At 66.4% G+C, this 22307-nt stretch carries 20 protein-coding genes; 8 read left to right on the forward strand and 12 right to left on the reverse strand.

All coding sequences use genetic code 11. The features are described from left to right. The first annotated feature begins 102 nt into the window (after positions 1-102). The 3 genes from ABID37_RS15180 to ABID37_RS15190 all read left to right on the forward strand — a co-directional run bounded on the left by ABID37_RS15180 (position 103) and on the right by ABID37_RS15190 (position 1329). Complete coding sequence (locus tag ABID37_RS15180) at positions 103-381, forward strand: hypothetical protein (protein WP_354196192.1); 279 nt, start codon at positions 103-105, stop codon at positions 379-381. A gap of 15 nt (positions 382-396) precedes the next feature. After that, positions 397-675 carry a hypothetical protein gene (locus ABID37_RS15185; protein WP_354196194.1) on the forward strand — a complete coding sequence of 93 codons (279 nt, stop codon included), beginning with the start codon at positions 397-399 and terminating at the stop codon, positions 673-675. Between the two features lie 177 nt (positions 676-852). After that, complete coding sequence (locus ABID37_RS15190) at positions 853-1329, forward strand: RrF2 family transcriptional regulator (protein ID WP_354196196.1); 477 nt, start codon at positions 853-855, stop codon at positions 1327-1329. Between the two features lie 11 nt (positions 1330-1340). Here ABID37_RS15190 and ABID37_RS15195 read toward each other — a convergent pair whose 3' ends face one another. From ABID37_RS15195 to ABID37_RS15235, 9 genes are all read right to left on the reverse strand, one after another. Then, the gene (locus tag ABID37_RS15195; protein ID WP_354196198.1) at positions 1341-1736 is read right to left on the reverse strand and encodes an ArsR/SmtB family transcription factor; all 396 of its coding nucleotides are present in this window, start codon (positions 1734-1736) and stop codon (positions 1341-1343) included. A 123-nt stretch (positions 1737-1859) separates the two neighbouring features. Next, positions 1860-2417 (reverse strand): DUF2478 domain-containing protein, encoded by a 558-nt coding sequence (locus tag ABID37_RS15200; RefSeq protein WP_354196200.1) that lies wholly within the window; start codon positions 2415-2417, stop codon positions 1860-1862. A gap of 7 nt (positions 2418-2424) precedes the next feature. After that, positions 2425-3708, reverse strand: a complete 1284-nt coding sequence (locus tag ABID37_RS15205) for a molybdopterin molybdotransferase MoeA (protein WP_354196202.1) — start codon at positions 3706-3708, stop codon at positions 2425-2427. Continuing rightward, entirely contained in the window at positions 3705-4541 is an 837-nt protein-coding gene (locus tag ABID37_RS15210; RefSeq protein ID WP_354196204.1) for a peptidylprolyl isomerase, read from the reverse strand. Before ABID37_RS15210 ends, ABID37_RS15205 begins: the two co-directional genes overlap by 4 nt. Then, entirely contained in the window at positions 4538-5275 is a 738-nt protein-coding gene (narI, locus tag ABID37_RS15215) for a respiratory nitrate reductase subunit gamma (RefSeq protein ID WP_354196206.1), read from the reverse strand. Before narI ends, ABID37_RS15210 begins: the two co-directional genes overlap by 4 nt. A 13-nt stretch (positions 5276-5288) precedes the next feature. Next, positions 5289-5975 (reverse strand): nitrate reductase molybdenum cofactor assembly chaperone, encoded by a 687-nt coding sequence (gene narJ / locus ABID37_RS15220; RefSeq protein WP_354196208.1) that lies wholly within the window; start codon positions 5973-5975, stop codon positions 5289-5291. Then, on the reverse strand, positions 5972-7492 hold the full coding sequence (narH, locus tag ABID37_RS15225; RefSeq protein ID WP_354196210.1) for a nitrate reductase subunit beta: 1521 nt from the start codon (positions 7490-7492) through the stop codon (positions 5972-5974). The genes narJ and narH overlap by 4 nt, the downstream gene beginning before the upstream one ends. Further along, positions 7489-11238, reverse strand: coding sequence for a nitrate reductase subunit alpha (locus tag ABID37_RS15230; protein WP_354196212.1), 3750 nt, complete (start codon positions 11236-11238; stop codon positions 7489-7491). The genes narH and ABID37_RS15230 overlap by 4 nt, the downstream gene beginning before the upstream one ends. Positions 11239-11252: 14 nt before the next feature. Next, the gene (locus ABID37_RS15235; RefSeq protein WP_435521569.1) at positions 11253-13970 is read right to left on the reverse strand and encodes a nitrate/nitrite transporter; all 2718 of its coding nucleotides are present in this window, start codon (positions 13968-13970) and stop codon (positions 11253-11255) included. Between the two features lie 251 nt (positions 13971-14221). On the opposite strand from ABID37_RS15235, the gene ABID37_RS15240 reads away from it, so the two are divergent. Next, the gene (locus tag ABID37_RS15240; RefSeq protein ID WP_354196214.1) at positions 14222-14980 is read left to right on the forward strand and encodes a helix-turn-helix domain-containing protein; all 759 of its coding nucleotides are present in this window, start codon (positions 14222-14224) and stop codon (positions 14978-14980) included. On the opposite strand, the gene ABID37_RS15245 is transcribed toward ABID37_RS15240, so the two are convergent. Next, positions 14977-15387 (reverse strand): GFA family protein, encoded by a 411-nt coding sequence (locus ABID37_RS15245; RefSeq protein ID WP_354196216.1) that lies wholly within the window; start codon positions 15385-15387, stop codon positions 14977-14979. The genes ABID37_RS15240 and ABID37_RS15245 overlap by 4 nt on opposite strands. Positions 15388-15706: 319 nt before the next feature. Between ABID37_RS15245 and ABID37_RS15250 the strand changes: the two genes are divergently transcribed. The 4 genes from ABID37_RS15250 to ABID37_RS15265 are packed head-to-tail and all read left to right on the forward strand — an operon-like array spanning position 15707 to position 19503. Beyond that, positions 15707-16723 (forward strand): ABC transporter substrate-binding protein, encoded by a 1017-nt coding sequence (locus tag ABID37_RS15250; RefSeq protein WP_354196218.1) that lies wholly within the window; start codon positions 15707-15709, stop codon positions 16721-16723. After that, positions 16704-17540: an ABC transporter permease gene (locus tag ABID37_RS15255; RefSeq protein ID WP_354196220.1), complete on the forward strand. Its 837-nt coding sequence runs from the start codon at positions 16704-16706 to the stop codon at positions 17538-17540. Before ABID37_RS15250 ends, ABID37_RS15255 begins: the two co-directional genes overlap by 20 nt. Next, complete coding sequence (locus ABID37_RS15260) at positions 17537-18286, forward strand: ABC transporter ATP-binding protein (protein WP_354196222.1); 750 nt, start codon at positions 17537-17539, stop codon at positions 18284-18286. The genes ABID37_RS15255 and ABID37_RS15260 overlap by 4 nt, the downstream gene beginning before the upstream one ends. Positions 18287-18288: 2 nt before the next feature. Continuing rightward, a complete protein-coding gene (locus tag ABID37_RS15265) occupies positions 18289-19503 on the forward strand; it encodes an NnrS family protein (protein WP_354196224.1) in 1215 nt (404 codons plus the stop codon). A gap of 133 nt (positions 19504-19636) precedes the next feature. Here ABID37_RS15265 and ABID37_RS15270 read toward each other — a convergent pair whose 3' ends face one another. Next, positions 19637-21181: a hydantoinase/oxoprolinase N-terminal domain-containing protein gene (locus ABID37_RS15270; protein WP_354196226.1), complete on the reverse strand. Its 1545-nt coding sequence runs from the start codon at positions 21179-21181 to the stop codon at positions 19637-19639. After that, entirely contained in the window at positions 21178-22257 is a 1080-nt protein-coding gene (locus tag ABID37_RS15275; RefSeq protein WP_354196228.1) for an S-methyl thiohydantoin desulfurase family protein, read from the reverse strand. Before ABID37_RS15275 ends, ABID37_RS15270 begins: the two co-directional genes overlap by 4 nt. Positions 22258-22307 lie beyond the last annotated feature (50 nt).

Genomic DNA, 22307 nt, shown 5'->3' on the forward strand with positions numbered 1-22307 from the left:
TTACGGGCTACCGTAGCCGGCATGAAGCTGGGTGCCGGGCATGGTTCTTTCCGCCCCGGCCCGCCAGCCGCCGGAAGGCGAGACCTTGAAGGAGACGATGCCATGGACAGGCCTCGACCCCGCGAAACGGTCATGGATATGGCGGGCGTGATGACCAGACGCCTCATGTGCCTGTGCGGCATGCGGGCGACGGGCGTCGTGCCACCGTCCGTGGTCCTGGTACCGCTGCCGGACGACAATGCGGAACGGCGCCTGGATTGGCATCTGCGGCTCGAACGGCTCCATGCGGCGGCCAATGCCGGACCATGGGCAGGGCCATGCGCCGACTGCGGCGCGCTGATCGTCGCCATGGAGGCGATGGAGCGCGACAGGCATGCATAGGCAAAGGAGAAAGCGATGACACAGTTCGCCGAAGACCGGTTGTATATGGCATTGAATGGGTTCACGCAGGCAATCGGGCCGGACGACGCTCCTACGCGCCTGCGCCACGAAGCCCTGATCGCCGCCGAGTTCGACCGCTGCCACCCGGGCGATTCCTTCGAGGACCTGAAGCGGCGAGCCCGCTTCTCCAAGGAGGACCAGGGTTTGCTCTGGGACTGGATGGCGCGCGCCGCGCGCATCGAGGCGTCTGCCCGGGATCGGAAGCCGGACGAACCGGTTGCGCTTGCCGCCTGAAGGTCGGCCACAGCTCCGTTCACGCCTCTGGCCTGCATGATGGGGCATTCGCACCGTGCGGACCTGGCTTCGCCGGCTGGTGATAAGATGCTTTCCCAATCCATCTTATGGTGCCAGATGTGACCGATTGTTGCTAACATGGACGGCCTGCCGACGGCGCCGCGCTGGATGGGTTACATGCGACTGACGATGTTCACCGACTACGCCCTGCGGGTGCTGATGTATGCGGGCATGGCCGGCGACCGGCTGATCACCATCGAGGAGACTGCGAAAGTCTATGGGATTTCGAGGGCTCATCTGATGAAGGTGGTCAACATATTGACGAAAGGCGGCTATCTGAAAGGCGTTCGCGGCCGGTCGGGCGGCTTCAGGCTCGCCATGCCGCCGGAACAGATCAATCTCGGCGCCGTTGTGCGGGCGACAGAGCCGGACTTCGCCCTGGTGGAGTGCTTCGCCACGGGCAACCAGTGCATCATCAGCAGGTGCTGCCGCCTTCCCAATGTCCTCAACGAAGCGCTGAACTCCTTCGTGGCGACCCTCGACCGCTATACTGTCGCGGACCTGATGTTCTCCCAGAACGCCTTCAACAGGTCGCAGGCCTCCGAAACGGTGATGCGCGGGCCTGATTTCCTTGCTGCGGATGCCCGCTCCTGATTTCACGCGCGCTATGCGGCGGGCAGGCCGTCCTGCTTCATGCCGTCGCTCGCGAAGGCGCTGAATATCTTGACCAGCGCCGGAATTTCGGCCCCCGCAAGCGAATAGTAGACCACCCGGCCATCCTTTCTGGTCTTGACCAGGTTGCCCAGCCGCAAGCGGGCCAGATGCCAGGAAACCACCGATTGCGGCAGTTCTACCGCCTTCACCAGTTCGGACACCGACTTCTCGCCATGGGTGAGGATGGTCAGGATGAGGAAGCGGCCCTCATGGGCGGCCGCCTTGAGGATTTCGCTGACCTCTCGCGCCCAATTGGTCGAAGCATCGGCAGGTGCCGCGCCGAAATAGGGGTTACGGTGCCGAGAGGAGGCGGACCGACCGGCAGAGGGGTGAAGATCGAGTTCCATCGGCTTCTCCGGATTGCGATGAAACGCACCATAGGCGTTTTGCCGACGCTTCTATTTGGCCTGGATCAAACAGAAGCGATATCGATGCATAGCTGCACCTCCGGCCGTACCGCGGCTGTTGGATCAGGCTGATGGAAGTTCCGCCATGCGGGTGTCGCGGCGGATTTCCGGCAGAGCCGTCTCGGCGACCGCAGTGAGGCACCAGTCCGCGACCCGCGCGGCATCGGGCGGCAATTGCTGCGCCATTCCGTCGGTGAATTCGAGGAACGCCGGCAGGTTCAGCCCGTTGACGCCCACAAGCACGGGAAGCCCGCGTTCGAGGGCATGTGCCATGCAGCCGGCCAGACCCTTGCCTTCCGCTTCCTGCTTGCCGAATTTGTTGACCACCAGCAGTTCGGCCTTCGCCAGCGCGCCGGCAACCCACAGCGTCGATTGCTCCAGCGCCCCGGCATCCAGCCGGCAGCCGCGCGCTTCCGCCCCGCGGTCGACGCTGATGCGCACCACCGGGCCGTCGGGCAGCAGGCGCAGATCCATGTCGCAACGGGGGCGGTCGTGCCGCTCGATATTGGTCTGCACGGTTCCGGCCAGGGCCATGCCACGGGCTTCCAGCCGTTCGACGACCTCGGCCAACAGCAGGTCGATGCGGCCCTTCCCCTGTACGGTCACGTAGCCCAGTTTCATCACGGCTCTATCCTTCGTGGAAGGGCAGGAATTCCAGCATGTCGCCACGTTGGATGCGGTCTGTTTCCGACGGGATCAGCAGCAGGCCGTCGGCTTGCGCAAGCAGCGCCACCCGATGCGAAACCTCCGAGGTGGCGATCTCCACCGCCCGCGTGCCATGTCCGTCATAGCTGCCGAGGCGGGCCGGCAGGAACTCGCAGCGCCCCGGCGACCGCACCCGGTCGAAGCCGGCCCGCACGATGATGCGCCGCGGCGCGCCGTCCGTCAGCCCCGCCAGGGCTTCGGCGATGCGGGCTCCGATCACGTGCCAGGTCACGAAGGCCGAAACCGGGTTGCCCGGCAGGCCGAGATAGAGCGCGGCGCTGATCCGCCCGATGATCAGCGGCTTGCCGGGCTTCATCGCCACCTTCATCACGTGGATGACGCCGCCCGCAGCGCGCAGGACCGCCGGCATATGGTCTTCGTCGCCGACGGAAATGCCGCCGGTGGTCACCACCAGATCGGCTTTGCGGGACGCTTGTTCCAGTGCCTCCCGCAGCCGGTCGGGCTGGTCGGGGATGGCACCCATGTCGATCGCCTCCACCCAGGGCAGGTCGAGGGAGCCCTGGAGGTGGTAGCGGTTGGAATTCCAGATCTGCCCCGGGGCCAGCGGCGTGCCGGGCGCGCACAGTTCGGAGCCGGTGCTGAAGAAGGCGACGCGGATGCGGCGGCGCACGGCGACTTCGCCGCAGCCCGCGGAAGCCAGCAGCACCGCCGCGCGCGGGCCGATGCAGCGCCCGGCCGGCACGATCTCGGTGCCGGCGGCAAGGTCCTCGCCGGCGTGCCTGATGCTTTCGCCCGGCGCGGGGCGCCGGTCCAGCCGGATCATGTTGCCCTCCGGCCGTGTCGCTTCCTGCATGACCACGGCATCGCAGCCGGGCGGGACGGGCGCGCCGGTGAAGATGCGCAAGGCGGTGCCTGCCGGAAGCGGCTCGCTGCCGGCATCGCCGGCCGCCACGCGCCCCGACACCGGCAGGCGCCACGGCCCCGTCCCGGCAAGGTCGGCAAGGCGGATGGCGTAGCCGTCCATGGCGGAATTGTCGAACAGCGGCAGTGGGCTTTGAGCCCGTACCGCTTCGGCAAGCACCCGCCCATGGGCTTGGTCGAGCGGCAGGCGCTCCACCCCGGCCACCGGCCCGGCCAGCGCCAGCCCCTGGCGCAGGGCGACATCGACGGAAACCAGCTTCCCCGGTTCCGGTTCGGTTTCGCAGCCGCAATAGAAAGGATCGGGCAAGGCAGATGAAGAAGTCATGCTGATAATCTCGCTTCCTTGGCAAGGTGGTCTGCAAGGTCGATGCCTGTGACCTCGGCCTGTGCCGCCAGTTCCTCGACATAGGCGCGGCTGGCGCGCACCCAGTCCGCCTTTTCCTGTGCCTGGCGCAGATGCGGCAGCACAGTGGTGAAAGGCAGGACCTCGCCACGCACGCGCGCGTCCAGCCGGATCAGGTGGAAGCCGTAGCGGCTTTCCACCGGCGTGCCGGAAATGCTTGCTTCGTCCATGCTGCATAGTGCCGCCTCGAATTCGGGCACCGTATCGCCCGAGGCAAGCTGGCCCAGCATGCCGCCATTGGCGCGCGAGGGGCAGGCGCTGTGCTCGGCGGCGAGCGCGGCGAAGCGGCGCGGATCGCTATGCAGTTCGATCAGTACCGTTTCGGCGCGCGACCTCGCGGCGGCGCGGCCTTCCGCGTCATCGGGCGCGGCGGGAAAAAGGATATGCGCGGCCTCGAACAGCGAGGGCCCCCGGAACCGGTCCGGCGCGTCGTCGTAGATCGCCCGCAATTCGTCCTCGTCGATTACGGCCGGAGGAATGGCGCTTTCCAGAAGCTGGCGGATCAGCGCCTCCTCCTCCGTCTCCCATTGGCCTTCGGCCAGTTCGACCGGCGCCGGCGCGATCCGGCGCGCCCTCGCCTCCTGCAACAGCACCTCGCGCAGCACCAGCGCCCGCGCCGCCGCCTTCCAGGCCCAGGCCGGCTTGCCCTTCGGCGCCGGATGGTTCTGCGCCTCGGCCGCGATCGCCTCGGGGGCGATCACGATGCCGTTGACGGTGACCGGCACCGGGGCGTTGGTGCGATCGAGGACCCTCATTCGCCCGGCTCCATGCCCGGCCGCGGCAGCGGCGTCAGCCCGGTGCCCGCCGGCCTGGCCCCGCGCCGCGAGCGCACGATCTGGTAGCCCGGCCGCCACAGATAGCGGATCGGCGCGGAGAACATGTGGACGAGCCGGGTGAATGGGAACAGCAGGAAGATGGTCAGGCCGAGCACGATGTGCGCCTTGAACAGAGGATTGACATCGACGATGTAGTCCGCCGCGCCGGCGCGCAGATAGATGATGCTCTGTGCCCAGTTCATGAACTTCACCATTTCCTCCCCGTCGAGATGGCCGAGCGAGACGATGATGGTTGCGAGCCCCAGCAGCAACTGCATCATCAGCAATATCATGATGCCGGTGTCGGCAAGGGTGGAGTTGGCGCGGATGCGCGGATCGAACAGCCGTCGGTGCAGCAGCAGAAGGCCGCCCACCAGGGCCATGATCCCCGCCACGCCGCCGGCGGCGACGGCCAGAAGCTGCTTGGCGCCATGGCCGACGCCCAGGAAATCGAAGATCTGGATCGGCGTCAGCAATCCGACCAGATGGCCGGCGAAGATCATCAGCACGCCGACATGGAACAGCACCGAGCCGGCGACGAACTGCCGCTTGCGCAGGATCTGGCTCGACTTCGATTTCCAGGTGAAGGGGTCGCGTTCGTAGCGGGCGATGCTGGCCATCACCATCACCGTGATGGCGATATAGGGATAGATACCGAAGAGGAAGTTGTGCATCTGCGCCTCCTGTTCACTGCATGCCGGGCGCGGGTGGCGGGTCCATCCGGGCAAGGATGTCGCGGCTGACCGGGCAGCCCGCATTCGGATCGGGCCCGAAGGTGACCTGCGTCTCCTCCCAGACCGCGTCGAGGGCGGCCAGATCCTCGGGATTGTCGTCCTGCTGGGACAACAGCGCCTGCGCTTCTTCCGTTTCCGGATTAGCGGAGGCGAAGGCGACCAGCCCTTCCAGCACTGCCGCATAGGCGGTCCCGCGCCGTGCCAGACGCTCAGCCAGCGCGACGAGGATGTGGCCGGCGTCGGCCAGCATTTCGCGCGCTTCCGCAATCGGCCGGGTGGACAGGAACTCCAGAAGCACGGGCAGATGGTCGGGCAGTTCGGGCCCGGCGAGGTCGAAGCCGCCGGCGCGATAGGTTTCAAGCAGGTCGACCATCGCCCCGCCCCGGTCGCGGCTTTCGCCATGGATGTGCTCGAACAGGTTGAGCGACAGGGTGCGCGAGCGGTCGAACAGGAGCACGTAGCGTTCCTGAAGGTCGTAGATGTCCTGTGTCTCCAGCGAGGCGAGCAGCGGCTCCAGCGCCGTGACGGCGGCTTCCGGCAGCACGCCCTCGTCGAGCACTGTCCGGATCGCGGGGACCGCCTGCTGAAGATCGCGGCTCGGATAGCTGAGCAGGGCCGACAGGGCCTTGAACGTCCTCATGCGATGAACTCCTGCGGGCTGCGGAACTTCTTGCCGCCGAACAGCGACTGGGGCGAATGCCCGCTCGAGCAGCCGTTGCCGTCGGTGAAGCCGCAGCCACCCTTGAGGTCATAGGCGTCCTCGACCAGTTCGCGATGGGTGGTCGGGATGACGAAACGGTCCTCGTAATTGGCGATGGCCAGAAGCTGGTACATCTCGTCGATCTGCTGCGGCACCAGGCCGACCCGCTTGGCTACGCCCAGATTGACGACGCCGTCCACCGTTTTCGAGCGCATATAGGCGCGCATGGCTAGCATGCGTTCCAGCGCCGAGACGACCGGCGCCTCGTCGCCGGCGGTGAGCATGTTGGCGAGATAGCGCACGGGAATACGCAGCGAGCGCACGTCGGGCATGTTGTCCTGCGCGGCGATCCGGCCGGCTTCGGCCGCATTCTGGATCGGAGACAGCGGCGGAACGTACCAGACCATCGGCAAGGTGCGGTATTCGGGATGCAGCGGAAAGGCGATCTTCCATTCCATCGCCATCTTCCAGATCGGCGATTTCTGCGCGCCCCTGATCCAGTCCTCGGGAACGCCCTCGGCACGGGCGGCGGCGATCACCTGGGGGTCGTTCGGGTCGAGGAAGACGCCGAGCTGGGCGTCGTAGAGATCCTCCTCGTTCTCGACGCTCGCCGCCTCGGCGATGCGGTCGGCGTCGTAGAGCATCACGCCGAGATAGCGGATGCGCCCGACGCAGGTTTCCGAGCACACGGTCGGTTGACCACTCTCCAGGCGCGGATAGCACAGCGTGCACTTCTCGGATTTGCCCGTCGACCAGTTGTAGTAGATTTTCTTGTAGGGGCAGCCCGAGACGCACATGCGCCAGCCCCGGCATTTTTCCTGGTCGATCAGCACGACCCCGTCGTCCTCGCGCTTGTAGATCGCGCCCGACGGGCAGGAGGCGACGCAGGCCGGATTGAGGCAGTGCTCGCACAGCCTCGGCAGGTACATCATGAAGGTGTTCTCGTATTGGCCGTAGATCTCCTTCTGGATGCCCTCGAAATTGTAGTCCCTGGAGCGCTTTTCGAACTCGCCGCCGAGGATTTCCTCCCAGTTCGGGCCCCATTCGATCTTTTCCATGCGCTCGCCCGAAATCTTCGAGCGCGGGCGCGCGGTCGGGAACGCCTGCATTTCCGGGGCGGATTTCAGGTGGTCGTAGTCGAAGTCGAAGGGCTCGTAGAAATCGTCGATCTCGGGCAGGTCCGGATTGGCGAAGATGTTCGCCAATATGCGCCATTTGCTGCCCTGCCGGGGCTGCAACGCGCCCGAACGGGTGCGGGTCCAGCCGCCGTTCCAGCGTTTCTGGTTCTCCCAGTCCTTGGGATAACCGATGCCGGGCTTGGTCTCGACATTGTTGAACCAGGCGTATTCCACCCCCTCGCGGCTCGTCCACACGTTCTTGCAGGTGACGGAGCAGGTGTGGCACCCGATGCATTTATCGAGGTTCAGCACCATTCCGATCTGGGCACGTACCTTCATTCCGCTGCCTCCGTGGTCTGGGTTGCGGGCCGGTCGAGCCAGTCGACCTTCGACATTTTGCGCACGATCACGAACTCGTCGCGGTTGGAGCCGACCGTGCCGTAGTAGTTGAAGCCGTAGGCGAGCTGGGCATAGCCGCCGATCATGTGGGTGGGCTTCAAAACGATGCGGGTGACGGAGTTGTGGATGCCGCCGCGCTTGCCGGTGATCTGGCTGCCGGGCGTGTTCACGATCTTCTCCTGAGCGTGATACATGAACATCGAGCCTTCCTTCATCCGCTGGCTGACCACGGCGCGGGCCGTGATGACGCCATTGGTGTTGAAGACCTCCACCCAGTCGTTGTCGACAAGGCCCGCCTTCCTGGCGTCGGTCTCCGAAATCCACACCACCGGCCCACCCCGGTTGAGGGTCAGCATCAAAAGGTTGTCGGTGTAGGTGGAGTGGATGCCCCATTTCTGGTGCGGGGTCAGGAAGTTCAGCACCACATGCGGCTCGCCTTCCGCCAGCGAGCGCGTCGCCTCCGCGCCCACGGTCTTGAGGTCCACCGGCGGCCGCCAGGTGACGAAGCCCTCGCCGAAGGCGCGCATCCATTCATGGTCCTGATAGAGCTGCTGGCGCCCGGTGACGGTGCGCCACGGGATCAGCTCGTTGACGTTGGTCCAGCCGGCATTGTAGCAGACCTCCTCGCTCTCGATCCCCGACCAGGTGGGCGAGGAGATGATCTTGCGCGGCTGGGCGGCGATGTCGCGGAAGCGGATTTTTTCGTCTTCCTTCACCTCGGCCAGGTGCTTGTGGTCGCGGCCGGTGGCCTTGGCCAGCGCATCCCAGGCCTTCACCGCCACCTCGCCATTGGTCTCCGGCGCCAGCATCAGCACCACCTCGGCCGCATCTATGGCGGTCTCGATGCGAGCCATGCCACGCGTGGGACCCTCCTCGGTCACGGTGCCGTTGAGGGCCTTCAGGTGGTGCACCTCGTCCCTGGTGTCCCAGGCAATGCCCTTGCCGCCATTGCCGATCTTCTCCATCAGCGGTCCGAGCGCCGTGAAGCGCTTGTAGAGGTTGGGATAATCGCGCTCGATGGCGATGTAAGCGGGCGCGGTCTGGCCGGGGATCAGCTCGCACTCGCCGCGCTTCCAGTCGCGGACGACGCCCTGCGCGATCTCGCCGGGGCTGTCGTGCTGGAGCGGCAGTTGCACCACATCCGTTTCGACGCCGAGGATTTCCGGGGCCACTTCGGAGAATTTCCTGGCGATGGCCTTGAAGATTTCCCAGTCCGTCTTCGATTCGTAGGCCGGGTCCACCGCCGCCTGCAACGGATGGATGAACGGATGCATGTCCGACGTGTTCATGTCGTCCTTCTCGTACCAACTTGCCGTCGGCAGGACGATGTCGGCATAGACGGCGGTGGTGGACATGCGGAAGTCGATTGTGACCAGCAGATCGAGCTTCCCTTCGGGCGCCCGCTCGTGCCAGACGGCCTCGACGGGCCGCAGATCGCCTTCCCAGCCCAAATCCTTGCCCTGCACGCCATGGTCGGTGCCGAGCAGGTGTTTCAGGAAATATTCATGGCCCTTGCCGGAGGAGCCGAGCAGGTTGGAACGCCACACGAACAGATTGCGCGGCCAGTTCTCGGGTGCGTCGGGGTCCTCGCAGGACATCTGCAATTCACCCGACTTCAGGCGCTCGGCCACATAGTCCCGGGCCTCGACGCCGGCGGCCTTCGCCGCGCGGCCGACCTCCAGCGGATTGGTCTTCAACTGGGGCGCCGAGGGCAGCCAGCCCATGCGTTCGGCGCGGATGTTGAAGTCGATGAGGCTGAGCCGGTTCCAGTCGCCCGCCGGCGCGGTTGGCGACAGGATCTCCTGCGTGCGCACCGTCTCGTAGCGCCATTGGTCGGTATGGGCATACCAGGCCGAGGTCGAGTTCATGTGGCGCGGCGGTCGCGCCCAGTCGAGGGCGAAGGCCAGCGCCGTCCAGCCGGTCTGCGGTCGCAGCTTCTCCTGCCCGACATAATGCGCCCAGCCGCCGCCCGACTGGCCGACGCAGCCGCACATCACCAGCATGTTGATGACGGCGCGGTAGTTCATGTCCATGTGGAACCAGTGGTTCATCGCCGCGCCGATGATGACCATGGAACGTCCGTTGGTCTTTTCGGCATTGTCGGCGAATTCTCGCGCCACCTGGACGATCTTGTCGCGGCGAACGCCGGTGATGCGCTCGGCCCAGGCCGGCGTGAACGGCACGTCGGCATCGTAGTCGGCGGCGACATGGGTGCCGCCGAGGCCCCGGTCGAGGCTGTAGTTGGCGCACAGGAGGTCGAACACCGTGGCGACCAGCACCTCCTCGCCGCCGGCCAGCTTGAGCCGCTTCACCGGCACGTTGCGGGTCAGCACCTCGCCGCGGTCGTCGACGGCGAAGCCGTTGGTCGCTGCGCCGCCGAAATAAGGGAAGTCGACGCCGGCCACCTCGTCGTGATCCGCCGCGGCGATCAGGCTGAGCTTGAGCCGGATGTCGTCCTTGCCGGCCTTCTCTTCGAGGTTCCACTTGCCGGTCTCGCCCCAGCGGAAGCCGATCGAGCCGTTGGGCACCACGATCTTGCCGGAAATCTCGTCGAGCCCGACCGTCTTCCAGTCGGGATTGTTCTTCTCGCCCAGCGAACGGGCGAAATCGGCCGCCCGCAACTGCCGGCCGGGCACCAGCCGGCCGCCCTGCCGGTCGAGGCGCACCAGCATCGGCATGTCGGAATATTTGCGGCAGTAGTCCTCGAAATAGGGCACCTGCCGGTCGAGGTGGAACTCGCGCAGGATGACGTGGCCGAAGGCCATGCCCAGCGCCGCATCGGTGCCTTGCTTGGCGTTCAGCCAGATGTCGGCGAACTTGGCGGCCTCGGAATAGTCCGGGCAGATGACGGCGCTCTTGGTGCCCTTGTAGCGCACCTCGGTGTAGAAATGGGCGTCGGGCGTGCGCGTCTGCGGCACGTTCGAACCCCACAGAAGCAGATATCCCGCATTGTACCAGTCGGCGGATTCGGGCACGTCGGTCTGCTCGCCCCATGTCTGGGGGCTGGCCGGCGGCAGGTCGCAATACCAGTCGTAGAACGACATGCAGGTGCCGCCGAGCAGCGACAGATAGCGGGTGCCGGCCGCATAGGAAACCATCGACATGGCCGGGATCGGAGAGAAGCCGAACACCCGGTCGGGACCGTATTTGCGCGTCGTGTAGGCATTGGCGGCGGCGACGATCTCGGTCGCCTCGTCCCAGCTCGCCCGCACGAAGCCGCCCTTGCCGCGGATGCGGGTGTAGCTTTCGCGCGCCGCCGGGTCGTTCTGGATCGCCGTCCATGCCTCGACCGGGCTCATGGTCCTGCGCTTTTCGCGCCACAGGCGCATCAGCCGGCCCCGGATCAGCGGTGTCTTCACCCGGTTGGCGCTGTAGAGATACCAGCTATAGGAAGCGCCGCGCGCGCAACCGCGCGGCTCGTGGTTCGGCAGGTCCGGCCGCGTACGCGGATAGTCGGTCTGCTGCGTTTCCCAAGTCACGATTCCCGACTTGACGTAGATCTTCCAAGAGCAGGAACCGGTGCAGTTCACGCCGTGGGTGGAGCGCACGATCTTGTCGTGCTGCCAGCGCCGGCGATAGGCGTCCTCCCAGTCGCGGCTCTCGATCGTCGTCTGGCCATGGCCGTTGGCAAAGGTGTCCTTGCGCAGCGATGTCAGGAAATTCAGGCGATCCAGAAGATGGCTCATGGCTGTCTCCTCAATTATTCGGCAGGAATGGCGGCGGCCGGTGCCCGGCCACGCTCGACGTCGTGCAGGAGTCCGCCACGGCGGGTGTAGACCACCCAGGTGACGGCGAGGCACACGACGTAGAAGGCAAGGAAAGCCCAAAGTGCCGCCAGCGGCGATCCGGTCATGCCGATCGAGGTGCCGTAGGCCTTGGGAATGAAGAAGCCGCCATAGCCGCCGATGGCGCTGGTGAAGGCGATGATGGCGGCGGCCTCGCGCTCCGACTGGCGGCGCTGCTCGGTCGCGTCCCGGTCGGGCGCCAGCCGGGCGACTTCCTTGCGCATGATTACCGGGATCATCTGGAAGGTCGAGGCATTGCCGACGCCGGTGAAGAAGAAGAGCGCTATGAAGAAGGCGAAGAAGCCGGCGAAGGAGCCGATCTGCAACGCCCAGATCACGCCCAGCACGGATGCGATCATACCGGCGAAGACCCAGAAGGTGACGCGCGCGCCGCCGACCTTGTCGGACAGCCAGCCGGTGCCGGCACGGCTCAGCGCGCCGACCAGCGGGCCGAGGAACACGTATTTCAGCGCGTCGACCTCGGGGAAAGCAAGCTTGGACAGCAGCGGGAAGCCGGCCGAATAGCCGATGAAGGAGCCGAAGGTGCCGACGTAAAGCAGGCACATCACCCAGTTGTGGGTGCGGGTGAAGATCACCGCCTGCTCGCGGAAGCTCGCCCGGGCGTCGGCGATGTCGTTCATGCCGAGCCAGGCGGCCGCCGTCGACGCGAGAATGAAGGGCACCCAGATGAAGCCGGCATTCTGCATCCAGATGCGGCCGCCGTCGGACAGTTCCTGCGCCGGCCCGCCGAGCGCGCCGAAGACACCGGCGGTGATGGCCAGCGGTACCAGGAACTGCATGACCGAAACGCCCAGATTGCCGAGCCCGGCGTTCAGCGCCATGGCGTTGCCCTTCTCGGCACGCGGGAAGAAGAAGCTGATATTGGCCATGGAGGAGGCGAAGTTGCCGCCGCCGAAGCCGCACAACAGCGCCAGCACCGCGAAGATCAGATAGGGCGTGTCAGGGTTCTGCACCGCATAGCCGATGCCGAGGGCCGGCGCCAGCAGCGAGGCGGTCGATAGCGTGGTCCACAGCCGGCCGCCGAAGATCGGCACCATGAAGCTGTAGAAGATGCGCAGCGTGGCTCCCGACAGCGCCGGCAGCGCCGCCAGCCAGAAAAGCTGGTCCTGGGTGAAGGCGAAGCCGATCGACGGAAGCTGGGCGACGACCACCGACCACACCATCCACACCGCGAAAGCCAGCAGCAGGGCGGGGATCGAGATCCACAGGTTGCGCTTTGCGATGCGTTGCCCCGTCTGGGCCCAGAATTTCGGGTCCTCGGGCCGCCAGTCCTCGATCAGATGCGGCATGACGGTGCGTTCGGGGTCGTGAACTTCCGCCAGCTCGGGGAAATTGGGCAGCCGGTCGAGGGCCACGCCCTGCGCCTGCCGCTCCATGGCCCGGATTGACAGATGCATCCATGCCATCGAGACGAGCACGATGAGGAACAGGAGCAGGAAGGCCGACGTCCAGATGCCGGTCACGTCGAGCAGCACGCCGAACACGATGGGCAGGATGAAGCCGCCAAGGCCGCCGATCATGCCGACCAGGCCGCCGACCGATCCGACATGGTTCGGGTAGTAGATCGGGATGTGCCGGAACACGGCCGCCTTGCCGAGGCTCATGAAGAAGCCGAGTGCGAAGGTGGTGGCGACGAAGGGCCACAGGTCCATCTCGGTGGAGAAGGCGATGGGCCCGTCCTTGCCGCGGATCACGTAGTCGGTCGGCGGATAGGACAGCATGAACAGGAACAGCAGCGAGAAGCCGAAGGTCCAGTACATGACAGAGCGGGCGCCGAAACGGTCGGACAGCACGCCGCCATAGGCACGGAAGACGCTGGCCGAGAGGCTGAAGGCGGCCGCCGCCATGCCGGCGGTGCGCACGTCCACGTTATAGACCTGCACCAGATAGTGCGGCAGCCACAGCGCCAGCGCCACGAAGCCGCCGAAAACGAAGAAATAGTAGAGCGAGAAGCGCCAGACCTGGAGGTTCTTCAGGGGCGCGAACTGCTCGGCAAGGCTGGGTGCGGCAACGCCCTTGGCCCGCCGCGCGGCGAAATCCGGATCGTCCCTGGCCACGAGGTAGAAGATGACGCCCATGATGGCGATGCCCGCCGCCCATATTTCCGCCACTCCCTGCCAGCCCCAGGCGATCAGCACGAACGGGGCGAGGAACTTGGTGACCGCCGCGCCAACATTGCCCATGCCGAACACGCCGAGCGCGGTGCCCTGCCGGGCCTGCGGATACCATTTCGAGACATAGGCGACGCCGATGATGAAGGAGCCGCCGGCAAGGCCGACGCCCAGTGCCGCCAGCAGGAATGTGGCGTAGCTGTCGGCCCATGTCAGGGCGAAGGTGGCCGCACCGGTCAGGATCATCTGGGCCGCGAACACCAGCCGCCCGCCATAGCGCTCGGTCCACACGCCGAGGATGAGCCGGGTCAGCGAGCCGGTCAGCACCGGCGTCGCGATCAGCAGACCGTATTCGAATTCGGAAAGTCCGAGCTCATCCTTGATGGACAGGCCGATGATGGAAAAGATCGTCCAGACGGCAAAGCACAGGGTGAAGGATATTGTGCTCAACCACAAGGCGCGTTGCTGGTCTGCACGGCTAGGCATCTGTTGGCCGGTCATGGGCTCGACTCCGGGTCTGGCTCCGGTGGCTGGATGTGTTAGCTCACATCTCAACAAACATGGTCGATGCCGATGGTCTTTGATGCAGATCAACTACAATTGCTGACGCCGAGGTAATTGATCTTCTTCGAAGCAGGTCAGCTAAGCTTTGATAATCATATGAAGTTCCATTGATGGATATGGATATCGGAATTGAAGTTTTACGGTTACTCGCTTGATAAATATCAATAAGGCCACAGGAGGTGCTCATCATGCGCGATGACGAGAAGCCGAATCTCCGGCGCCTGCCGCTGTTCCGCGAAATGATGACGCCGACCTTCGACAGTCTGATGCAGATCGCCTACTCGCAGAGCTTTCCGGCGCAGCTCGAACTGATCAGGCAGGGCGAATATGCGGATTTCCTGCATGTCATCATCGAAGGGTCCGTCGAACTGCACGCCAGCTGGAACGGGCGCGACACCGTGATGGGGATCGTGCACCCGGTCTCGACGTTCATCCTGGCGGCCTGCGTGTATGACGAGCCCTATCTGATGTCGGCACGGACGCTGGAGCGGTCGCAGATCGTCCTGATCCCCGTCGCGGATGTGCGGGTGGCGTTGCGGCGCGACAGCGATTTCGCCATGGCCGCGATGCGCGAACTGGCCGGCGGTTACCGCGCTTTCGTGCGCCAGGCCAAGAACCTGAAGCTGCGCAATTCGCTGGAGCGGCTCGCCGCTTACATCCTGCACCAGTCATGCCGGTCCGGCGATGCCGCCACCATCGTGTTGCCGGTGGAGAAGCGGCATCTCGCCTCCCATCTGGGCATGACGCCCGAAAACCTGTCGCGGTCGATGAAGGCCCTGCAAGGCCATGGTGTGGTGGTTCAGGGCATGCGCGTGACGATAACCGACCGGGCACGGCTGGCCGCGATTGCGGTGCCGGATCCGCTGATGGACGGACCGGTCATCAAGGCGCCGACCGTCCTGCCGAGGCGGCGGGAGATGCCATCCCTCGCAAGGAAGCGCGGCTAGGAGCGATCGATTGGAAGTCCCTGGAACCGCCCTACCGTTTCGTCAAGCTGCACCCATTTGTGTTTCGACTGTTCGAACACGGACATGGCGGGCGGCGCAAAGGCCGGGTCGGCAAACGAACCTACCCCTACCCCGATCCACGACGGGGAGGCCTCCGCCCGCCAATAGACGGTGGAACCGCAAGTCGGGCAAAAATGCATGTGGACCTTGCGGCCGCTATCGGCGGTGCGGACGAATTCCGTCGACGCTCCGGTTATTTCGACACAGTCGATCGCGTAGAAGGCATTGGCGCTGAACGGCGCGCCGGTTCTTCGCTGGCAAGCGAAACAGTGGCATAGCGCGGTCAATTGCGGGGGTTCGCCAAACGTCAGTCTAAGAGCGCCGCAGGCGCATTGGGCATCGGCCATAGAAACTCCTTCCGCTTGCGCGGTGTGAACATGCTGGATTGAGGGCTGAAGCACAGGCCGGAACCGCATCCGTTGCGGCAGGCGAAGCGAAGGGCGGGACCTGATGCGATTTCGAGGCTGCCGGAAGACCAAAATAGATCGCGGAGCTGCCGAAGTCCAGGGAGCGTGACCGCCTGGATCGGTTCGGCCCGGCGCACATAGATTGCAATACCTGCTTTTGTTTGATCTGGCACAAACTGGAATATGATAGTCCAGTTTATATGGTTGGGCTCGAATGCCCCTATCCGGGCGCAAAGCACCACCAGCCGGGAGCCTCCCTATGTCCAGTTCCACACCTCTCTCCTTCCGCGCCGGCCGCCGCTCCTTGCTGGCCGTCATGGGTGGTGCGCTGGCACTGCCTTTCGTGACCGGCGCGGCCGGCCGCGCCTTTGCCGCCCCGCTGGCCGAACTTGCGCTCTACGGTCCCCCCGCCGGCCCCTCGATCATCCTTGCCCATGCGGCAGCTTCCGGTGCGCTGTCGCAGATCGCCGACAAGGCAAGTTTCAAGGCCTGGCGCAACCCTGACGAAATGCGCGCCGGCCTGACGTCCGGGACCATGCAGGCCGTGGTGCTGCCGGTGCAGGCGGCCGCCAGCCTCTACAACCGCGGCTTCAAGCTGAAGCTGCTCAACGTCATGACCAAAGGGCTGCTCTACGTCATTTCCACGGACACCGGCGTGACCGGCCTGGCCGACCTGAAGGGCAAGAAGCTCGCCGTCCCGTTCCGCAACGACACGCCGGACCTGGTGCTGGCGCGGCTGCTGCCGCATTATAACCTCGTCGCCGGAACCGATCTTGCCATCGAGACGGTCGGTTCGCCGGTCGAGGCGATCCAGATGCTGCTCGCCGGCCGGGTGGATGCGGTGCTGGCGCCGGAGCCTGCCATCTCGGCCGCCATCATGCTTGCCGGCGCGGCCGGCAAGACCGTGGCGCGCGTCATCGATATTCAGGAGGTATGGGGCGAGGTGAGCGGCGGCCAGCCGGTGCTGCCGCAGGCGGGCCTTGCCCTCACCGATGCGTTCACGCAGGCCAATCCGGGCGTCGCCGACGATTTGCAGGCCGTGCTGGAAAAAATGTCCGCCGAGGTCAATGCCGAGCCGGAAAAGGCGGCGGCCGACGCGGCCCCGGCGCTGGAGATGCCGGCCCCGGTGATCGCCGCGTCCATCGCCACCTCCAAGCTGGTGGCGGCGCGCGCCGTGACGATGCGGACCGAGATCGAGGCCATGCTGACCACGCTGGCGGATGCCGATCCCGCCCTGATCGGCGGCAAGCTGCCCGATGATGGCTTCTACCTCTAAGGCGATGTTCGGCGCGGCGCTGTCACGGCTCGGACGCACGGGAAGCTTCCTGTGGTCGGCCTGGTCCGGTCTTGCCGGGCTGGCCCTACTGGCTGCGCTGTGGCAGGCCGGCCATGAGGCCTATGGCGATTTCATCCTGCCCGCCCCGCTCGATACGCTGGCGGCGGGCGCAGCCATTCTCTCCGACCGGCACGCATGGGAAGTGGCGCTGATTACCGGCTCGCGCGCGGTGGAAGGCTTCGTGGTTTCGGCGCTGGCGGGTGCCGCCTTCGGCCTGGCGGCCGGTTACTCCCCCGCCACCATGCGGCTGGCCCGGCCGCTCGTCACCGTGCTGCTCGGCGTGCCGCCGATCGCCTGGATCGTGCTGGCGATGATCTGGTTCGGTTCCACCGACGGCACCGTCATCGTGACCATCGTGGTGGCGGCGGCGCCACTGGTCTTCGTCGGGGTGGCCGAGGGGGTGATGACGCGCGACCGTGGGCTGGACGACATGGCGCGCGCCTTCGGCGCCGGACCGGTGCAGCGGCTCACCACGCTCGGCCTGCGCCATGTCGCGGCACATCTTTTCCCCGCCCTGGTGGTGGCGCTCGGCATGGGTTTCAAGGTGGCTGTGATGGCCGAGCTTCTGGCCAATGTCGGCGGCATCGGCGGCGAACTGGCGCGTAGCCGCGCCAATCTCGACGTGGCCGGGGCGCTCGCCTGGGTGACGATCGCGGTCGCGGCCCTGATCGTCGTGGAATACGGGGTCGTGCATCCCGTGCGCTCGGAGTTCGAGCGCTGGCGGGCGGCCGCGCGGCCATGGGGGGTCAAAAGATGAACGCGCTTTCCCTTTCGCGCATCGGCCATGCCTATTTCGGCCGCACCGTGCTCGACCATATCGACCTTGCCGTGGCGCCCGGCGAGGTGGTGGCGCTGGTCGGCCCCTCCGGCTGTGGCAAGAGCACGCTGGTCCACATCGCCGCCGGCATCGTGGAGCCGCTGCGCGGCACCGTTGCCGCCGGTTATCGCCGCCATGCCATGGTGTTCCAGGAACCGCGCCTGCTGCCCTGGGCCACGGCCCGCGACAATATCGCCTATCCGTTGCGGCTGGCGGGCATCCGCGCCCGCGAGCGCAAGGCGCGGGCCGAGGCGGCGGCAAGCCGGGTGGCCTTCGATGCCGTCGACCTCGACAAATATCCGGCCGAGCTTTCCGGCGGCATGCGCCAGCGCGTGGCGATCGCGCGCGCCCTTGCCGTCGATCCCGATTTCATCTTCTTCGACGAGCCGTTCACCGCCCTCGATGCCGCCCTCAAGCGGCGCATGCAGGACCTCGTGATCGAGGCGGCGCGCAGCGCGCATTTCGCCGGCCTGTTCGTGACCCACGACCTCATGGAAGCGGTGCGTGTCGCCCATCGCATCGTCGTCCTCGATCTGGCCGGCCGGGGCATTGCCGGCCAGCGCCCCCTGCCCGGCCAGCCGGGCACCCGCGTGGACGGCGACGTCTTCGCCGCCGTGCAGGCGTTCCTGAAGCAGGATCCGCTGTTTCGCCACATCCACGATGTCGACGAGCGGCGGGTGGCGTGATCATGCTGGCCCCTGCCGAACGCCTGCCGCCACCGCCGCTGAGCCGCATCCTCGGCGACGAGGGCTTTCGTCTTTTCTTCCCGCTGGGTGCGATCTATGCGGCGCTGTGGCCGCTGCAATGGGTTCTGGTATTCGGCCTCGACCTGCCGCTGGCGCGCTCGACGCCGCCGGGCCTGTGGCACGCGCATGAGATGATCTTCGGCGCCTTCGGAGCGGCATTGATCGGCTTCATCACCACGGCGGTTCCCGAATGGACCGATACGCCGAAGATGCAGGGCCGCCGCCTCTTCACCCTTGCCGGCCTGTGGGGCGCCGGCCGTCTTGTCGGTTTCTTCGGCGCGGACGCCGCCTCCGCCATCGGCGCCGTGGCCGACACCGCCTGGCTTGCGGCTCTGGCCGTCTATGTGGCCCGGGTGTCGGTTCGCAAGCGCACCGACCGGCTGCTGGCCTTCCTGTTCTGGATATCGGCCCTCTTATGCGCGCAACTGACCGTGCGCTATGCCTTCCTGACTGGCGACGCCGAGCTGGCGCAGTTGCTGCTGCATTGCGCCGGGCTCGTCTTCCTCGGGCTTCTGGGGCTGGCGCTGGCGCGCATCACCGTGCCGGTCAGCAATCTGGTCCTCGATCCGAGCGAGGAGACATCGCCCTTCCGCCCGCATCCCGGCCGCCGGCATCTCGCACCGGGACTGATCGTGGTGGCCGTGGCCGGCGAGCTGCTCGGGCTGTCGCCGGCGGTCAACGGCTTCCTGATGATCGCGGCAGGCGCGGCCTTCATGGATCGCATCGGCGAGGCCTTCATCGGCCGCGCGGCCTTGCGGGCGGAAATCCTCGTCCTCGCCGGTTCCAGCGCCTTTGCAGGCATCGGCCTGCTGCTGGTCGGGGCTGCCCGGCTCGGCGCCCCTTTCGGCGAGGTGCCGGGCCTGCATATGGCCCTGATGGGCGGGCTCGGCCTCGGCGTGCTGGCGGTGTTCGCCATCGCCGGCCTGCTGCACACCGGCCAGAAGCTGGTGCTGCCGCGTGCCGCGAAACTGGCCTTCTTGTGCGGGGCTGCCGCCGTGCTTTTGCGCGTCCTGCCCGACCTCGGCCTGATGCCGGTGCTTCCGGGTCCGCCCTATGCGGTGGCATCGGTTCTGTGGGCGGCCGCCTTCCTGATCTGGCTGGCCGGCTACTGGCCGCTGCTCCGCGATCCCGACACGCTCGGTGGCGACGGCTGCTGAAGGGCCGCGTTCGCCGTAGTGGCGGGTTTCCCTCTGCCCGTAACGAAAAGGAACCCGATCCGGCCGGATCGGGTCCTGGATGATGGGTGGATTTCCGTGGCGGTGCCGCTCGCCGGGGGCGGGCGGCCCTGGCTCACGCCGTGGCGAAGGCGATGTCGCCGATCACCCGCACCCGCACGCGGCGGGCATTGCCGGGCAGATAGGCGAGCGGGATATCCTCGGTCTCCAGCGTGACGATGGTGGAATCGACCGCGCCGGCGGCCATCGCGCGCTCACGGGCGATCCGGTCGGCCTCGGCAATGGCTTCCGCGCGGCCGAGGCCGGAGAACACCTGGTCCACTTCGCCCGAAACCTGCGCCATGGCCGCGCCCAGCGCATTGGCGACGCCGGCATGTTCCACGCGCAGCACCTCGCTGGCGCCCTTCAGTTTTTCCGGCACCAGGAAGGCGCCGCCGCCGACGGCGATCAGCTTCACGTCCTCGGCCGAGGTCTTCATCCGGTCGATGCCGTCTTCCAGCATCGTCTCGATCCGTTTCAGCACCGTCTGCACCAGAGCCGGGTCGAGATGCCTGACGCGGTCGCGGTCGCCGATGTCGGCGCGGCCGGCGGCCACCGCGATGTCGGTGGTCGTCAGCGTGTCGCCGCCGAACACCAGCGCCTTCTCGGTGATGCGGTAGCCGACGCTGCGCGGACCCACGGTGAGCTTGTCGGGATCGACAATGGTGCCGCCGCCGAGCGCCATCGGCAGGAGGTCCGGCATCCTGAACAGGGTCCGCACGCCGCCGACCTCGACCACATTGTTGGCCTCGCGCGGGAAGCCGCGCTGAAGATAGCCGATATCGGAGGTGGTGCCGCCGACATCGACCACCATCGCATCCTCGAGGCCGGTCAGGAAGGCAGCGCCGCGCATCGAATTGGTAGGGCCCGAAGCGAAGCTGTAGACGGGATTGGCGGCCGCGATCTCGGCCAGCACCACGGTGCCGTCGTTCTGGGTGAGATAGAAGGGTGCCGAGATACCGGCCTGCCGCAGCGCCTCGCCGAAGGCGGCGACCGTCTTGCGGCCAAGCTGCTGCAAGGCCGCGTTCAGCATGGTGACGTTTTCGCGCTCCAGTAGCCCGATGCGCCCCAGCGTGCTGGACTGGGTGATGCGGGCGTCGGGCATGATCTCCTGCACGATGGAGGCCGCCTCGACCTCGCATTCTGCCGTCAGCGGCGAGAACAGGGCAGTGATGCCGACCGAGGTGATACCGGCGTCGCGCAGCCGCATCGCCGCGTCGCGGATGGCGGCACGGTCGAGCGGCATCAGCGGCCGGCCGTCATATTCATGGCCGCCCTCGACCATGAAGCTCATTGGATTGACCGCCTCGCGCAGGTCGGCCGGCCAGTCGATCATCGGCGGCAGCGACTCGCCGGTCGGCATGGCGATGCGGATGGCGCCGGCGCGCTCCAGCCGGGCGCGCTCGACCACCGCATTGGTGAAATGGGTGGTGCCGATCATCACCGCGTCGATGGGGCTGTCTTGCGGTCCCTGTGCCGCCATCACGCTGTTGATGGCCTTGACGACGCCGGTCATGACATCGTCGCTGGTGGGAATCTTGATCGAGCTGATCACCCGGTTTCCGTCAATCAGGACGGCATCCGTATTGGTGCCGCCGACGTCTATGCCGATGCGTTTCATGCCGAGAATACCGATCTGAAATCAATGTCATAACCGAAGGCGCGGGGACCGACATGCTGCAGGCCCTTGGGCGTCTGCAAGATGGCGGGGGCAGGCAGGGCCACCGCCGTCACCCGCTGGCCGTAGCGCACCGTCTCGGTGCCGATCGCCTCGCCCGAGACGCTGTCGAGCAGGCAGACCAGGTCCGGCGTCATGGCGATCGGCTCGCCGTCGCGGAAGGCAACCGCCCATTCGTTCTGGAACGCGAGGGTGAGCGTGGAGCCGCGGTCGCCGTCCAATCCTTCGATCGTGGCCGTGCCGCGCAGGAAGCCGCCCGTGGTGGTGCGGTCGACGTCGGTCACCTTGCCGCGGAAGAGCTGCTTGCCGCCCTCATAGTCCAGCACCGCCTGAACCGGATCGCTGTGCGCCGCCTGCGCGGCCATCACGGCGCGGCCAAGCCCGATGGCCTTGGTCACTGTGTTCAGCACGCCCCAGTCCTTGACCTCGCGCCCGGTGCGCGGCGCCTTGCAGGTCGAGGCGGTCGAGCCGACCTCGGTGCAGATGGCGCGCGACACGCGCTCCATCCATTTCCAGGTTGGCGCCTTGGTGACGATCGCCTCGCTGCCGCGGCAATCGACCAGCGTCAGGGGATACATCTGCAGGTCGCCAATGGCGAAGGAGGTCATCTGCGCTTCCGGATAGGCGCGCCCCATCGCGTCCGCATCGACCACGGGGACGTCGAGTATCGCGCCGGCCAGGAAAGGCGAAAGCGCGTTGCCGCCGCCGATCTCCACCGCCATCACGGCGCGGAACTTCTTGCCGGTATAATCCTCGGCCACCTGCATGGCGCGGGCGAGATGCACGGGATTGAGCAATCGCTCCTGCCCGACCAGCGGTGCACCCATCTTGGACACCACCGCCACCATGTCGTTGTCGTCGAGTGCCAAAGGGTCGATCAGCCGGCAGCGCTTGCCTTCCCCATAGAGTTTCTTGAGATTGAGCTGGGACAGGTACGGACTGCCGCCGCCCCCGGTGCCCAGAATCCAGGCGCCTACGGCTAGCGGATCGATCTCGTCCGCTTCAAAGTCACGGATCATGGTAACCTCCGGTTTCTATGGTAGAGTAGCCAGCGGCCGCCGGTCCTGAA

It is taken from the genome of Aquamicrobium terrae (genome assembly GCF_040545735.1).
In the GTDB taxonomy this organism is placed as follows: domain Bacteria; phylum Pseudomonadota; class Alphaproteobacteria; order Rhizobiales; family Rhizobiaceae; genus Mesorhizobium; species Mesorhizobium terrae_A.

What these genes read in the sequence shown, in the direction of transcription:
- narJ (WP_354196208.1), bottom strand. Translation starts at nt 5,975, where the DNA reads ATGAGGACGTTCAAGGCCCTGTCGGCCCTGCTCAGCTATCCGAGCCGC.
- ABID37_RS15240 (WP_354196214.1), top strand. Translation starts at nt 14,222, where the DNA reads ATGCGCGATGACGAGAAGCCGAATCTCCGGCGCCTGCCGCTGTTCCGC.
- ABID37_RS15275 (WP_354196228.1), bottom strand. Translation starts at nt 22,257, where the DNA reads ATGATCCGTGACTTTGAAGCGGACGAGATCGATCCGCTAGCCGTAGGC.
- narI (WP_354196206.1), bottom strand. Translation starts at nt 5,275, where the DNA reads ATGCACAACTTCCTCTTCGGTATCTATCCCTATATCGCCATCACGGTG.
- ABID37_RS15185 (WP_354196194.1), top strand. Translation starts at nt 397, where the DNA reads ATGACACAGTTCGCCGAAGACCGGTTGTATATGGCATTGAATGGGTTC.
- ABID37_RS15270 (WP_354196226.1), bottom strand. Translation starts at nt 21,181, where the DNA reads ATGAAACGCATCGGCATAGACGTCGGCGGCACCAATACGGATGCCGTC.
- ABID37_RS15235 (WP_435521569.1), bottom strand. Translation starts at nt 13,970, where the DNA reads ATGACCGGCCAACAGATGCCTAGCCGTGCAGACCAGCAACGCGCCTTG.
- ABID37_RS15180 (WP_354196192.1), top strand. Translation starts at nt 103, where the DNA reads ATGGACAGGCCTCGACCCCGCGAAACGGTCATGGATATGGCGGGCGTG.
- ABID37_RS15260 (WP_354196222.1), top strand. Translation starts at nt 17,537, where the DNA reads ATGAACGCGCTTTCCCTTTCGCGCATCGGCCATGCCTATTTCGGCCGC.
- ABID37_RS15190 (WP_354196196.1), top strand. Translation starts at nt 853, where the DNA reads ATGCGACTGACGATGTTCACCGACTACGCCCTGCGGGTGCTGATGTAT.
- ABID37_RS15210 (WP_354196204.1), bottom strand. Translation starts at nt 4,541, where the DNA reads ATGAGGGTCCTCGATCGCACCAACGCCCCGGTGCCGGTCACCGTCAAC.
- ABID37_RS15200 (WP_354196200.1), bottom strand. Translation starts at nt 2,417, where the DNA reads ATGAAACTGGGCTACGTGACCGTACAGGGGAAGGGCCGCATCGACCTG.
- ABID37_RS15245 (WP_354196216.1), bottom strand. Translation starts at nt 15,387, where the DNA reads ATGGCCGATGCCCAATGCGCCTGCGGCGCTCTTAGACTGACGTTTGGC.
- ABID37_RS15205 (WP_354196202.1), bottom strand. Translation starts at nt 3,708, where the DNA reads ATGACTTCTTCATCTGCCTTGCCCGATCCTTTCTATTGCGGCTGCGAA.
- ABID37_RS15230 (WP_354196212.1), bottom strand. Translation starts at nt 11,238, where the DNA reads ATGAGCCATCTTCTGGATCGCCTGAATTTCCTGACATCGCTGCGCAAG.
- ABID37_RS15195 (WP_354196198.1), bottom strand. Translation starts at nt 1,736, where the DNA reads ATGGAACTCGATCTTCACCCCTCTGCCGGTCGGTCCGCCTCCTCTCGG.
- ABID37_RS15250 (WP_354196218.1), top strand. Translation starts at nt 15,707, where the DNA reads ATGTCCAGTTCCACACCTCTCTCCTTCCGCGCCGGCCGCCGCTCCTTG.
- ABID37_RS15265 (WP_354196224.1), top strand. Translation starts at nt 18,289, where the DNA reads ATGCTGGCCCCTGCCGAACGCCTGCCGCCACCGCCGCTGAGCCGCATC.
- narH (WP_354196210.1), bottom strand. Translation starts at nt 7,492, where the DNA reads ATGAAGGTACGTGCCCAGATCGGAATGGTGCTGAACCTCGATAAATGC.
- ABID37_RS15255 (WP_354196220.1), top strand. Translation starts at nt 16,704, where the DNA reads ATGATGGCTTCTACCTCTAAGGCGATGTTCGGCGCGGCGCTGTCACGG.